Annotated in this window: 13 protein-coding genes; 2 read left to right on the plus strand and 11 right to left on the minus strand. The window is 49.3% G+C overall.

What is annotated here, in order from left to right; translation table 11 throughout:
* Position 1: 1 nt before the first annotated feature.
* Positions 2–859, minus strand: coding sequence for a DnaJ C-terminal domain-containing protein (locus tag KNQ06_RS15435; RefSeq protein ID WP_050678995.1), 858 nt, complete (start codon positions 857–859; stop codon positions 2–4).
* 195 nt (positions 860–1,054) lie between these two features.
* Between KNQ06_RS15435 and KNQ06_RS15440 the strand changes: the two genes are divergently transcribed.
* Positions 1,055–1,249, plus strand: a complete 195-nt coding sequence (locus tag KNQ06_RS15440; RefSeq protein ID WP_023467094.1) for a YwbE family protein — start codon at positions 1,055–1,057, stop codon at positions 1,247–1,249.
* Positions 1,250–1,305: 56 nt separating this feature from the next.
* Here KNQ06_RS15440 and KNQ06_RS15445 read toward each other — a convergent pair whose 3' ends face one another.
* The 3 genes from KNQ06_RS15445 to KNQ06_RS15455 all read right to left on the minus strand — a co-directional run bounded on the left by KNQ06_RS15445 (position 1,306) and on the right by KNQ06_RS15455 (position 4,799).
* The gene (locus KNQ06_RS15445) at positions 1,306–2,481 is read right to left on the minus strand and encodes a M20 metallopeptidase family protein (RefSeq protein WP_215148730.1); all 1,176 of its coding nucleotides are present in this window, start codon (positions 2,479–2,481) and stop codon (positions 1,306–1,308) included.
* Positions 2,482–2,494: 13 nt separating this feature from the next.
* Complete coding sequence (locus KNQ06_RS15450) at positions 2,495–3,349, minus strand: MurR/RpiR family transcriptional regulator (RefSeq protein WP_050678993.1); 855 nt, start codon at positions 3,347–3,349, stop codon at positions 2,495–2,497.
* A 271-nt stretch (positions 3,350–3,620) separates the two neighbouring features.
* Positions 3,621–4,799 (minus strand): CamS family sex pheromone protein, encoded by a 1,179-nt coding sequence (locus tag KNQ06_RS15455; RefSeq protein ID WP_215148732.1) that lies wholly within the window; start codon positions 4,797–4,799, stop codon positions 3,621–3,623.
* Positions 4,800–4,933: 134 nt separating this feature from the next.
* On the opposite strand from KNQ06_RS15455, the gene KNQ06_RS15460 reads away from it, so the two are divergent.
* Positions 4,934–5,515, plus strand: a complete 582-nt coding sequence (locus KNQ06_RS15460) for a class D sortase (RefSeq protein ID WP_023467085.1) — start codon at positions 4,934–4,936, stop codon at positions 5,513–5,515.
* Positions 5,516–5,587: 72 nt separating this feature from the next.
* Here the strand turns inward: KNQ06_RS15460 and ligA are convergent, their stop codons facing one another.
* The 7 genes from ligA to KNQ06_RS15495 all read right to left on the minus strand — a co-directional run bounded on the left by ligA (position 5,588) and on the right by KNQ06_RS15495 (position 14,401).
* Positions 5,588–7,582, minus strand: a complete 1,995-nt coding sequence (ligA, locus tag KNQ06_RS15465; protein ID WP_047394971.1) for an NAD-dependent DNA ligase LigA — start codon at positions 7,580–7,582, stop codon at positions 5,588–5,590.
* Positions 7,583–7,596: 14 nt separating this feature from the next.
* Positions 7,597–9,822, minus strand: a complete 2,226-nt coding sequence (gene pcrA / locus KNQ06_RS15470; RefSeq protein ID WP_050678990.1) for a DNA helicase PcrA — start codon at positions 9,820–9,822, stop codon at positions 7,597–7,599.
* A 45-nt stretch (positions 9,823–9,867) separates the two neighbouring features.
* A complete protein-coding gene (pcrB, locus tag KNQ06_RS15475) occupies positions 9,868–10,563 on the minus strand; it encodes a heptaprenylglyceryl phosphate synthase (RefSeq protein WP_023467081.1) in 696 nt (231 codons plus the stop codon).
* A gap of 62 nt (positions 10,564–10,625) precedes the next feature.
* Positions 10,626–10,850, minus strand: a complete 225-nt coding sequence (locus tag KNQ06_RS15480) for a hypothetical protein (RefSeq protein ID WP_035398958.1) — start codon at positions 10,848–10,850, stop codon at positions 10,626–10,628.
* A 12-nt stretch (positions 10,851–10,862) separates the two neighbouring features.
* Entirely contained in the window at positions 10,863–12,242 is a 1,380-nt protein-coding gene (locus KNQ06_RS15485; RefSeq protein WP_149426798.1) for a TrkH family potassium uptake protein, read from the minus strand.
* A 36-nt stretch (positions 12,243–12,278) separates the two neighbouring features.
* Positions 12,279–12,593, minus strand: coding sequence for a YerC/YecD family TrpR-related protein (locus KNQ06_RS15490; protein WP_023467078.1), 315 nt, complete (start codon positions 12,591–12,593; stop codon positions 12,279–12,281).
* A 68-nt stretch (positions 12,594–12,661) separates the two neighbouring features.
* Positions 12,662–14,401 (minus strand): adenine deaminase C-terminal domain-containing protein, encoded by a 1,740-nt coding sequence (locus KNQ06_RS15495; RefSeq protein WP_149426797.1) that lies wholly within the window; start codon positions 14,399–14,401, stop codon positions 12,662–12,664.
* Positions 14,402–14,435 lie beyond the last annotated feature (34 nt).

Consider the following 14,435-nt stretch of genomic DNA (forward strand, 5'->3'; position numbering starts at 1 on the left):
ATCACTCCTTCACTGCAAGTTGACGTTCCCACTCTTCATAAAAGGCACGGTCCATCTCAGGTAACTTGACTTCGAGTTGGACAAGTAACGCCCCACGATGACCATTCGCTTGACTCAGACCACGATTTGGAATCCGGAGTCGTGCTCCTGGTTTCGTGCCCGGTTTGACTTTCAGTTTGATTCGTTTCCCTTCAAGCGTATCTGCGACGACTTCGCCTCCGAGCACAAGCGTCGTCGGATGAACACGGACGGTTGAAATGACGTCTTGGTCGACCCGTCGGAACTGATCGTCATCCTTCAAGTGAATCGTCACGTAAACATCTCCCGCGACACCTTGTCGGTTACGCATTGAACTTTTTCCACGTAAGCGAACTTTTTTACCGTCATAGACGTCTTTCGGAAGCGTCAGCTGGATCGAACCCGTCGCAAGACGCACCGTGACTTTTTCGTTCGTACTGAGATGACTGAGTGGGACCGTCAATTCAAGCTCTTCATCGGTCGACACTTCTTCCTGACTAAAGAACGAACCGAACATATCTTCAAATCCGAACGATTGTCCAGGTCGTGTCCGTCCACCACCTCCGAACTGTCGGAACAGATCTTCGTAATCTCCAGCGCCACCAGCTCCAGCGCCTGCCATCTGATCGAAGTTACTGCCGTATCGATCATACTTCGCTCGTTTTTCCTCATCTCCAAGCACATCGAAGGCTTCTTGGATATCCTTGAAACGCTGGTCCGCACTCGCCTCTTTATTGACGTCTGGGTGATACTGCTTTGCCAATTTGCGGTACGCGCGCTTAATATCTTGATTCGATGCATCCTTTGCGACACCGAGTGTTTGGTAGTAGTCTTTTGCCATTCGAATTCACTTCCTTTTCCTATACTTCATTACCTTAATTATAAAAGTCGTATCTTAATTGGTCAAATATAGTCAAACTTTTTTCTGACATTCTGTTCTCTTTTCACTTTACGTCCTTGCGACAAACAAGTTTCACCGACTGAACCATGTTATACTGATAGCCAAACAGGAAATGAACGATGGGAGGATTTACAGATGGATGGTAAAACACGTAAAAATATTACGCCTGGTCTTAAAGTCAGCATCGTGTTGAAGCAAGATCAACGAACAGGTAAACGAACAGAAGGAATCGTCAAAGACCTTCTCACGAAATCTCCGCAACATCCACACGGGATTAAAGTACGCTTGGAAGACGGTCAAGTCGGTCGTGTTCAAGAAATTTTAGGATAAAAAGACAGCAATCGCTCGCCCTGATTCCTTTTCGGAGTCAAGACGAGCGATTTTTTTCATGATTTAGTCGCTTGTTCTAAATACCGCCACGTCGCTTCGACAAGAATACGCGCTGCATCAAGCATCGCTGGCTCCTTAAAATCAAACTGTGGATGGTGATGCGGTGGATACGAAGCATCTCCCGCTCCTGTAAAGAAGAACGCACCAGGTACGTGTTGCAAGTAATAAGCGAAGTCCTCGCCACCCATCGTCGGTTCAATCTCAAATACACGCTCGTCTCCTAAAACTTCTCGTGCGGCAGATTCAATCAATGCGGTGGGTACCGTATGATTGACGACAGCTGGGTAGCCTTTTTCGTACGCAAAGTGATATGTTGCTCCGACTGCTTCACAGATTCCTTTGATCGTTCGCTCCATCCGCTCGATGATATCGTCCGCTGTCGCTTCATCAAACGTCCGGACCGTTCCTGTCAACGTCGCTTGATCTGCGATGACATTAAACGTATTCCCCGCATGTAATGTTCCGACGGTCACGACTGCCGGCTCCAGTGGATTGAGTTGACGACTGACGATCGATTGTAATTCCTTAACGATCGTTGCCCCGAGTAAGACAGCATCAATCGTCTCATGTGGTTTCGCACCGTGTCCGCCTTTTCCATATAAGGTCAGCTCGAACTTATCAGCCGCTGCCATGATCGGACCGGTCCGAACACCGACATGTCCTAAATCGATTGTTGACCAAAGATGCGTTCCGAAGATGGCATCGACCCCTTCGAGACAACCGTCCGCAATCATATCGCGTGCACCGCCCGGAACGACTTCTTCCGCATGTTGATGAATCAAGACGACGTTCCCCGGTAATGATTCTCTCTGTTGCATGAGCGTCTCTGCGACGGCCAACAGCGTTGCCGTATGACCATCGTGACCGCATGCATGCATCACACCCGGAACCGTTGACCGGTACGCGACCTCTTTGGCGTCAGCAATCGGTAAGGCATCAAAGTCAGCACGTAACGCGACGGTCTTCCCCGGTTTTCCTCCACGAATATACCCGACGACACCACGTCCGCCGACCTCCGTCCTGACTTCGATTCCGAGCGCTTTTAAATGTTTCGCGATATAACGCGGTGTCTCGACTTCGTGAAACGACAACTCTGGGTGCTGATGTAAATAACGACGGCGCTCGACCATTTCTGGATACAACGCGTCTAGTCCGGCAGTTCGTTCTGACATATATGTATCCCCCTTATTTCTTTTGATGCAGTGTCTTAACGCTTTCTCGTGTGTATTGGAGACGTTCGAGTGTGTCTTCATAATGTCCAGCAGCATACGATAAGAACAAGACATCGATCGCAAATAGTTGGGCGAGACGCGAACTGAGCGCTGCACTACGAAGCGGCGCTTCTGGTGCGCGTGATGTCCAAAGCGCGATATCCGCTAGTTGACTGATCCGGTTGTCTCCGAAACGTGTCAGACTGATGACCTTTAGTCCTTGGATTTTCGCCAAACGGATCAACTCGACGACCTCTTCCGTTTCTCCGCTGTAGGAAATCGCAAAGAAGACATCTTCTTTACGTGCATTCGCTAAGATCGTCGCAAGTAGATGCTGGTCCGTTTCTTGAATCGCTAGTTTCCCGACACGCGTCCATTTTTGAGCAGCGTCTTCGGCTACGACATGCGATGCCCCAATCCCATAAAAATAAATCGCACGTGCCTGATCAATCACATCAATCGCATCTGCAATCCGTTCATCATTCAACTGCTTCGCAGTATCCTGTAACGCTTGAATGCTGTTACTAAGCGTTTTTTCAATCAAGTCGACGGGACGTTCATCCTTTTCGATATCGTGATACCCTTTTAAATCCGTCCGTGCTGTATCGGCAGAAATGCGCATCCGCAACTCCGGGTATCCTTTTAATCCAAGCGCGCGACAGAAGCGGACGACTGCAGCGGCACTTGTATCTGATTCCTCTGCAAGTTGGTGGATCGTCATGCGCGCAATTTGGTTCATATGCGTCAAGACATAGTCTGCGACTTTTCGTGAGGACGATGGTAGTTCCTCTCGAACTGCACCGATTTGTGAATAGATACCGCCTTTCATCTACATCTCTCCTTTATCCTCTTCTTCTTAAAAGAACTGACGATTCATCACTTACCGCGTCGTTCCTGTGTGTAGAACTGTTCTTCTTTCATTATGCTCTCTCCTACTGGCTTTCGTAAATCTAAAAAATGGGAAAGTGAAACAAAATACCATTCTTCTTCCATACCCTTCCTCTCTTATTCATATGCTTCTCTCTTCCAGCGTCCGTTCTACAAAAAAAGCGACATTCCGTCCATTGGAGGAATGTCGCTTCATAAAGTGAATGGAGAAATCAGCGAATCTTGACGATTGGTTTCTTTGTATCCGGATCGAGGAATAGCATCGCTTCCGTATCCCCGTTCAAGTTCGTCACAGTGATCGTCGTTGGAATGTTTCGATTATACTCCCAACGATTCTCAAGCAGATACGTCACGTATTGAACGAATGCAACGAGTTCTGCTTTTCCGTAAAATTGAACGGGAATCTTCATCTCAAGCTTTTTCAGTTCATCTTCTTGATAGAAGCCTTCCCCCATCATACCGGTGTAGTTCGGGAAGTAGTCTTCTAGACGATCTTTGAATAAATCGAACTTCGCCGCATCATCCCGCACGTCATTCGTCGCGCGTGCTGACGGGTAGTAGTAATAGCGCTCATTGTAGTTTTTCCAGTCGTTCGCACTGATTTGATTCCCGCGACCGATGAAGGCAGACGAGAGATAGTGACCGGAAACCGGTGACCCTTCTTTTTCCTGGAGGTAGAGAGCGACGTGAATCGGTGTCGTCTTCATCCCTTGTGTCTTACGCATCTTCTTGACTAAATCGTTCGCCATCTGCTTTCCTTCAGCAACGACTTTCTTTTCATCAAGTTTAACAGTATAGGTCGGTCCATAGTTTTCATCTTGGAACACATACTCACTATTTAAGACAAGCGCAATCGACGTGCCACCGAGTTCGAGTTTCTTATCTTCTTCAAGCATGTAGTCTTGCTCTAAGATATGCGATAGAATCATAGGTGACTTTTGGTTTTTTTCTTTATACGACTTACCAGACGTATAGGCTGGGTTCAGACCTTCAGGATCGCTGACGCCATCGCCTGCTTTTCCTTTTCGCAACAACCATTTCGCGATTTGGTCGGCTTCGAGTAACTGACCTTCTTGGTAATAGTATTTTTCCGGATCAAAAAACTGTGTCGAATGACGCATTAAACCCGTTTCGATTTCATCAAGCTCAAGACGTGAACTGACACGTTTTTGTGTCATTCCACGTGCGACACTTGGACGAAACGGCAAGACCGTCCGATAGTACGAATCCGTCGTATCAATGGCTGGACTGACGACGGCTTGGACTTCCTTACCTTGTTCACTTTCAGTAATGACTTCTTTTGTATCGCTACTTGGCGAAAGGTCGAACGAACAAGCACCTAAAAATAACGTGCTCGATAACGTCAACGCTACTGCTGTTTTATAGTTCATCTCTATTTGCACCCCATGTTTTTAAATCGTTCTCTTTATCATAACAGAATCGTTTTCCATCGGGGAAGGACAAGTTTTCCCCTGATTTTCAAAAAAGATGATGCGCCTTAGCGTATCCGAAAGGACTTTTTCTCATGACACGTCGTAAATTCATCGGTCTGCTTTTTTTACTGGCAGGCATCGCCCTTATTGCTTGGCCCTTCATCAGTGACTATCAGCGTGAACAAGAGGCAGCCAATTTAAAGGAACAATGGACCAAAAGTTTGAAGACCGTCGATGCGAAAGAGACGAAACAACCGCTCGCAAAATCAGGTGTTGGACTGCTCTCGATTCCAAGCATAGATTTCGAGCAAGTCATCTTAGAAGGCTCGACGACAGCGGTCTTAGACCGTAGTATCGGTCATATTCCAGAAACCGGATCACCCGGAAAAGGCAATTATGCGCTCGCCGGACACCGAAGTTTCACGGAAGGGCTTCACTTCAATCGTCTGCCTGACGTCAAAAAAGGCGATACCGTCGTCGTCACGACAAAAACACATCGGTATACGTACCGCATCACGTCCAGTCGTCTTGTCACACCGACGACATTGTCCGTCCTCGACCAATCCGTCGCTTCCCCAACCATCACATTGATCACCTGTGATCCACCGGAAACGGCAACGAATCGTCTCATCAAACAAGGTACTTTGATTCGGAGCGAGACGATTGCTTCGTAACAAAGATGAAAACGAATAAAGGAAGGCGGAATTCCGCCTTCCTTTTTATTTGATCGTTCTCATTCATTCTTCTCACGCTTCGTGTTTAGCAAGTTCTTCTAACAGACGCGCTTCATCCCAAATTTCGATACCAAGCGATTCTGCCTTCGTCAGCTTAGAACCTGCCTTTTCCCCTGCGACGAGTACGTCTGTCTTTTTACTGACGCTTCCTGTCACATCGGCACCGAGTGCTTCGAGTCGTTTACCAGCCTCTGACCGTTTTAAGCTCTCGAGCGTCCCCGTCAAGACGATCGTTTTGCCACCGAGCGGTGCATTCGTCTGATCAACCCGTTCACCAAGGAAACGTTGATTAACGCCGAGTTGTTCCAAATCACGAATCAATGCCTGTGCTTCCGGATGTTCGAAGTACTTCACGATTGAATCTGCGATTTTCCCACCGATGCCATCGATTGCGACAATCTCATCGTAGCTTGCAGCTGCAATCCCTGCTAACGAATCAAAACGTTCCGCTAGAAGATACGCCGCTTTTTGACCAACGAGTCGGATTCCGAGACCAAACAAGAGACGCTCGACCGAGTTCTGTTTCGAGGCTTCGATTGCCGCAAGCAATTTATCGACGGACGTCTCACCCATCCGGTCGAACGTCAACAACTCTTCACGATCAAGTCGATATAAATCGGCAATCGTCCGAATCGCTTCATGGTCATACAATTGACGAACGACTTTTTCACCGAGACCGTCGATGTTCATCGCCTGACGCGAAACGAAGTGAATGATGCCTTCCATCAATTGCGCTGGACATTCCGGACTGACACAGCGGATGTCGACTTCACCTTCGAGCCGGACAAGTTCCGATTGACAGGCCGGACAATGCGTTGGGAAAACAATCGGTGTTTCTTCCCCGGTCCGTTCTGCGGTGACGACTTGTACGACTGCCGGGATGACATCGCCTGCTTTTTTAATGATGACCGAGTCCTGAAGGCGGATATCTTTTTCAGCGATGAAGTCAGCGTTGTGTAGTGTCGCATACGTCACCGTCGATCCTGCGACGACGACCGGTGCAAAACGGGCGCGAGGTGTGACTTTCCCGGTCCGACCGACACTGAAATCAACGTCTTCTACCGTCGTCATGACTTCTTCCGCCGCAAACTTATAGGCTGTCGCGAAGCGGGGACTTTTTGCTGTGAAGCCGAGCTCTTCCTGATCATCGTATCGATCGACTTTCAAGACGATTCCGTCAATCTCATATGGCAGGCTCGCGCGTGCTTCTGTCCAGTGCGCGATGTAGGCAAGAATCTCTTCCACCGTCTCACATGTCTGCATATGTTGATTGGTCGGTAACCCAAGTGAAGCGAGTTGTGCCATCGCTTCGCTATGCGAACGAGCCGTCAACGTATTGACGCCGACGCCATACACGAATAACGACAGATTGCGCGACGCTGTGATCGACGAATCCAGCTGACGTAAACTACCTGCTGCCGCGTTACGCGGATTCGCGAACAATGTCTCTTCCCGGCTTGCCCGGTCTTCATTCAAGCGTTCGAACGATTGTTTCGGCATGTAAGCCTCACCGCGGACTTCGACCGTCTCTTCCGCCTGCAAACGCAGCGGTAACGCTTTGATCGTCCGTAGATTCTGCGTGATGTTCTCACCGACGGTTCCATCGCCACGTGTCGCCCCACGAACGAACCGACCGTCTTCATATTTCAGTGAAATCGCAAGTCCATCGAACTTCAATTCGGCGACATACGTCGTCGAACGTCCGAGCGACCGCTCAATCCGAGCGACCCATTCGCGAATTTCCGTCTCATCAAAGACGTTTCCGAGCGACAGCATCGGTAAATCATGCGTCACCTTCTCGAACGCTTCGAGCGGTGCTGCTCCGACGCGTTGCGTCGGAGAGTCCGGTGTGATCAGTTCTGGATGCTCTGTTTCTAACTCCGTCAGTTCACGAAGTAATTGATCGTACGTCGCATCCGGTACCGTTGGTTGATCCAGTACGTAGTATTCGTAGCTGTATCGGTTCAATGTTTGACGAATCTCATCTATACGCTGGCTTGCGTCCATCTTTGGACCTCCCGTCATACCTTTTTAATCGGTGCAAATTTCGCGAGCAGTCGTTTGATTCCGACTGCTGGGAATGCGATATCGATTTCAAGATTATCCCCTTCACCACGAGTCTGGACGACTGTACCGAGTCCCCATTTCCCGTGCTCTGCCTTATCTCCGACCGACCAACCGAGCGTTTCCGCACCTGACGTCTTCATTGCTGTCGGTTTGCTGATCGAGCGACCGATGACGGCTTTGCCTTGCGGGACAGGGCGGTCTTCCCATGGGAGTGGCTTCGCTTTTTTACCGGTCCGCTCAATGACGACTTCCGGCAGCTCCGCTAAGAACCGTGATTCTTGGTTCGCGTTCGTCCGTCCGTACAGGGAGCGCATCCGCGCGTGTGACAAGTAAAGGCGTTTCTCAGCACGTGTGATCCCGACATACGCGAGGCGACGTTCTTCTTCCATCTCGTCTTCATCCTGAAGCGAGCGGCTATGTGGGAATAACCCTTCCTCCATCCCAATCAAGAAGACGACCGGGAACTCGAGCCCTTTTGCCGAGTGGAGCGTCATCAACGTAACTTGTTCTTCCGGATCCGTCTCGTCGAGTGAATCGACATCGGCGACGAGTGTCAAATCAGTCAAGAAGGCGATGATCGTCCGATCTTCTGGATCGGCTTTCGCCGTCTCCTTCTCAAAGTTTTGCGCAACGGTGATGAACTCGTTGATGTTCTCGAGACGACTTTGTGCTTCAAGCGTCTTATCTTCTTTCAGCACTTGGCGGTAGCCTGATTTCTCGAGTACTTCTTCGACCAGTTCCGACAGGCTGATGAATTCTTGCATTTGGCTGAGTCCGAGAATCATCGTCCGGAAATCCGTCAGCTTCGCTGCCGTCTTTGGTGCGATACTCGACAATTCGATATCGCGAATCGCTTCCATCAATGACACACCTTGTAAATCGGCAAAATCACGCAGCTTATCAATCGTCGTTGCGCCGATGCCGCGTTTTGGTTCGTTGACGATCCGCGCAAAGGACAGGTCTTCATCCGGGTTCGAGATTAAACGAAGATAAGCGAGCACATCCTTGATTTCTTTACGATCATAGAACTTCGTGCCGCCGATCATTTTGTACGGAACGTTCGATTTCAGAAGCGTTTCCTCGATCGCACGCGATTGTGCGTTCGTCCGGTAGAGAATCGCGATATCGCTCAGTTTCATCCCGTAACGAAGCGAATTCCGAATCTCTTGGACGATATAGAAGGCTTCTTCCCGCTCATTTTCTGCCGTATGGACGACGAGCTTCTCGCCTTCATCATTATCCGTCCAAAGTTTCTTATCCTTGCGTGTCGAGTTGTTTTGAATGACATGGTTGGCCGCTTCCAAGATTCGTTTCGAAGAACGGTAGTTTTGCTCGAGTAAGATGACAGCTGCATTCGGATAGTCCTCTTCGAACGAGAGGATGTTCGCGATGTCAGCACCACGCCAGCGATAGATCGACTGATCCGAGTCCCCGACGACACAGAGATTCTGATGTCCTGACGCTAACAGGTTGACGAGATCATACTGGGCTTTGTTCGTATCTTGGTACTCATCGACATGAATGTAACGGAATTTCTTTTGATAGTAAGCAAGAACATCCGGACTCTTCTTGAACAATTCCGTCGTTTTTCCGATTAAATCATCAAAGTCGAGCGCGTTGTTCCTGCGTAAGACCGCTTCATATCCTTTATAGATTTCAGCAACGGTCTTCTCATACGGGCTCGTCACGATCGAGGCGTAGAATTCAGCACTGCGTAATTCATTTTTCTGTGACGAGATGATCGTCAGCATCGAACGTGGATCCCATTTTTTCGGATCCAAGTTTTGTTCCTTTAAGACGAGCTTGATCGCCGACTGCTGATCACTTGAATCAAGAATCGTGAAGTTGCGGTCGTATCCAAGCTGATCGATGTCACGACGTAACATCCGGACACACATCGAGTGGAAGGTCGAGACCCAAATATCGTTCGCGACACCACCGACCAAACGACCGATTCGGTCTCGCATTTCCCGCGCCGCTTTGTTCGTGAACGTAATCGCGAGGATGTTCCACGGTGCGACTTGTTTAGCCGCCATCAAATAAGCGACCCGGTGTGTCAGGACGCGTGTCTTCCCGGAACCGGCTCCTGCCATGATCAGCAGTGGACCTTCCGTATGCTTGACTGCTCTTGCTTGCTCAGGGTTTAGTCCACTGACGAGCTGTTCACTCAAATTAAACATATCAATAGCCTCATTTCTTATATTCCGAACTTTTGTTCCTATATTTTATCGTGTCGCTGCGACAGTCGCAAGCGCTGCTTTTAAATCCTCATAAATGACGTTCCCGACGACGATCGTATCCGCATACTGCAGCATCTCACGCGCTCGCTCCTCGGAGTCGATTCCTCCACCGTAAAACAGGCGTGCCTGTTTCAAGACATCGCGAACGGCTGCGACTCGTTCCGGTTCTCCGTAAACGCCGCTGTATTCAAGATACACGACAGGTAGACGGAAGACGCTATCCGCTAACTGCGCATAAGCGACGGTCTCATCTAATGTTAGCGGTTTTGCTTGTGTCACACGCGCGACCTTCGCATCAGGATTCAGGACGATATACCCTTCCCCGACAAGATCAGCGTGCGCCAGCATATGACCGACTTGTTCTAACGCCTCGACTTGTTTTTCAACGACGTACTCTAATGTTCCCGCATTCAGGACCGTCGGTGTCAGATACGTATCAAATCCCATCGTTGCGGCTTCGAGTTCAGAAATCTCGAGTGCCACTGCGACTGGATACCGGCGCAAACGCATCAAGAGATCAAGCGTCGCATCGAGTGTGATATCATCTGTTCCACCGACAAGAATCGCATCCGTTCCAGACGTCGCAATCGCCTGCAGGCTAGCATCATCGATTGGTTTTGCTGGATCTAGTTTAAAGACATGTCGCCATTCATTAAAAGGTAATAACACGGTTCGTCCCATCCTCTCTTTCTCATTCCACATTCAGTATAAAACAAAAAACCATCTCGCGCAGGGCGAGATGGTCAGACGTGTGTCCGTCGTTTCGTCAAGAGTGATGCCAGTAACAACGCAAAGACAGCATATACCGGCACGAACGCCCACGGCTCTGCCAAAAAGAAGCCGAGTACCGGAACGTCCAGTAACGGTGAATCCGGTGAACAGAGTGCTCGACCGTTGACGAGCGCCAAAAACGGTAAGACAGGAACAGCAAAGATATAAGCGAAGTTGATCCAAAAGGCACGTTTCATAAAAGAGCCTCCTTATCCGATGATGACGGATTCCTTCGGATAGTTATAGTTACGTTTCGGTTGATTCGCTTTCAAGAGAAGAACGAACGAGATGACACCGATTCGACCGATGAACATCAGCACGGACAACGTCCATTTTCCGATATCCGATAGTTGATCCGTAATGCCGAGCGATAGACCGGTCGTTCCGAACGCCGAACAGGCTTCAAAAAACAGCACGAGGAACGGGGCATCCTCGACAAGCAACAAGACGATCAATCCGACCATCGTCACACCAGTCGAGACGACGATGACGACGAAGGCTTTCCAGATGTCCGACTGACCAATCTCACGACCAAAGATTTTGATGCCGTATTCGCCTCGGATGAAGGCGATGACACTCAAGATGGCGACCGCGAACGTCGTCGTTCGAATCCCCCCACCAACGGAAGACGGTGACGCCCCGATGAACATCAAGAGTGACAGGACGAAAATCGACGCTTGTGAGAAGGAGGTGATGTCGACCGTCGTCAATCCCCCATTTCGGGTCGTGACGGATTGGAACAAGGCGTCGACGAGCTTCTCATCGATCGGTAAACCTTTAAAGGATTGGTTCCATTCAAATAGCAGCAATGCTACCGTTCCGAATAGGACGAGAATGAAGAACGTTGACGCCGTCAATTTCGTAAACAGTGAAAAATGATACGGTTGACGTGTCGCTTGGCGTGTCGCCCGGTACGAGATGTAGCGCCGGACTTCGACGAGTACCGGAAAGCCGATCGCACCAAGTGTCAGTAACAAAATTTGCATGAAGACGACGAACAAATCACCGCGAAACGGTAGTAACGATTCACCCGTGATATCAAAACCAGCATTCGTCGTCGCACTGACCGATCCGAACAGTCCTTGGAGCATCGCTTCACCTAATGTCGGAAAATATTTCGTATAGTACAGCCCGAGAATCAATGCCCCGATCAATTCAATCGAGACGATGATCAAGATGACTTCCCGAATGTATTTGACGACCCCTTGCATCGTCGTCTGGTTCTGATCTCGGACGACGAGTTGGCGTTCCCGAAAGCCGATTCGTTTTCCGAGAATGACCCACATCGCGATATGAAGCGACATCAAACCGATTCCGCTGACTTGCACTAAAATCATGATCATGAAGTAGCCGAACGTCGTGAAAGTTTCTGAGACCGAGACCGTCGTCAAACCAGTGACACTGACACAACTGACCGCCATGAAGACGAGGTCCGTGAAATCCCAGTTGTAGTCTCCCTTGGTCGACCACGGCAGACCAAGCATGATGATCCCGATGATGACCGCAACGAAGTAGATGATGACGAGCGACTGGATGGGCGTCAGCCTTCGAATGAAATGCTGAATTTTATGTTGTAACGCAAAATCCAATGTGACACGCCCCCTTCATAGAAGTAGCGGATAACATTAGTTATCCGCTACTTCTTGCTCGATAAGACCTAGGCGGGCAAGCGCCAGATCATAACCGCCCGAACCGTAGTTCAAGCAACGTTTGACACGCGAGATCGTTGCTGTTGAAGCACCTGTCGCCTTTTCGATTTTGTGATACGTATTGCCTTCACGTAATTGACGTGCGACTTCAAGACGTTGGGCGAGCGCCTGGATTTCGTTGACGGTCGCTAAGTCTTCGAACAACGTATAACAATCTTCTAATGAATCCATCTTCATGATGGCTGTAAATAACTGATCCAATTCTTTTCCACGCAATTTATCGAGTTGCATCTTGTGACTCCCTTTCCCATTCAATTGCTCTTTAATAGTTTAAAGCGCGACGTTTTAAAATTCAAGCGTCATCGCAAAATCGCTGGGAAAAGGACTTTTTTCCGAAGGACTTCGTATATTCCCTGCGGTGTGATCCGCACATATGGCAAGTGAGTTGACGCTAGGAATAGCAACGTATAGACAGGATCTTCAAACGCATAACCGCGTTCAAACAAGGCTTCCCGTAAAGCGGTTTCCTGAACGATCAAATCTTCGAGTGGCAAGTCGGACGTCTGCCCCATCAAGGTCAACGGAACTTCAGCGATGACTTCTCCGTTTTCGACAAGAACGATTCCGCCACCGAACGCTTTCATGCGATCAAACGCGACTTGCATGTCTCGTTTCGATTTACCGATCATCAAGATATCACCGCTAATCGAGTACGAACTGACGAGGCCTCCGACTTGTGTCGCAAAGTTTTTCAGAACGGTATTCAGTCGCCACTTCCCTTCCCGATCGAGTAACATCAGGAAGGATTCATCACATCCTGCTGGTAGCACAGGCACACTTGTATCGTGTTCGACTTGATAGAGCTTCATGATGACGGAATTGACCATCTCAAGACCAACCGGCATGCTGAACGAGAAATCCTGTTCCGTTAACGAAACCTGGACTTCTGAACGTGGCATGAGCGCATAGACTGCATCAAGCGCTTCTGCCGGGTAACAGGGGATGTCTGCTTGACGGACCCATGTGCCGCGCGCAAGTACGGCGACAGGTGTCGGTGCATCTTTTGCCTCAAGGAAATTGAGATGCGCGATTCGTCCTGGTGCGATACTCCCGAGTAGATGATCGAGATTAAAATGACGCGCTGCATTGTACGACGCGATCCGGTACGCTTCTTCGACCGGGATGCCTGCCTCAAGCATCAATCGAATCGTCTCGTCCATCATGCCTGCTTTATAAAAGGACGGCGTTGAACCATCTGTCGTCACGAGTACCTTATCAAACTGCGTCAACCCTGCTTCGACGAGACCTTTAAAAATATCCGGTAAATCTGGACGAATCGATGAATAACGAATCGTCGTCGTGTAGCCAAGTTCAAGACGTGTCATCGCTTCTTCAACCGTCATCGCTTCGTGATCACTCGTCACGCCATAAAGCGCCATCTTCGTCAGCGTCTTCGCTGAAGCACCAGGAAAATGACCTTCGATCGGTTTTCCGAGTTTGATCGCATCCTGCATCCAGTGAAGCAGTTCATCATCTCCTTGCGAGAGACGTGGCCATCCCGTCAACTCACCTGCTTGGATGACTTGTGGATGCTTGAGCCACGCTTGAATCCGGCGATTATCGATTGAGATACTGTCGGCATCAAGCTCGGTTTGTGCGTCGAGTCGTGCCCACCAGTACATTGAGGTCGGTAAGTCTGCTAGCGCCTCGACTTGAGCAAACGCTTGCTCCGTCGGCTCTAATAATAACAACATGTTGTCGTTGACGAGCGTCGATGTTCCCCGCTCTGCTGCGAATTTTGCAAGACTCGCTGGATTGTAAAGTTGAAACGGATGGGCATGGGGTTCAATGTAACCGGGTACGATATATTGACCTGTCGCATCATGATACGCATCGGCTTGTTCCGGCATCTCTGGACCGACATAGACGATCCGGTCGCTACTAATCCAGATATTCGCCGTCCGCCATGCTTTGACACCATGATTCAGGTAAGTGGCATTCTGTATGACAAGTGTCGGTGCAAGCTTTCCGCTGATGACCGCTTGGTGTGTTCGTACTTCAGATTTCGTCCAAGGGGATCTTCCACAATTTTTTTTCACGAAAGCTCGACCTCCTTTGTTTTATTGAAAACGC

The sequence above is a fragment of the Exiguobacterium sp. s91 genome (genome assembly GCF_018618915.1).
In the GTDB taxonomy this organism is placed as follows: Bacteria; Bacillota; Bacilli; order Exiguobacteriales; family Exiguobacteriaceae; genus Exiguobacterium_A; species Exiguobacterium_A abrahamii.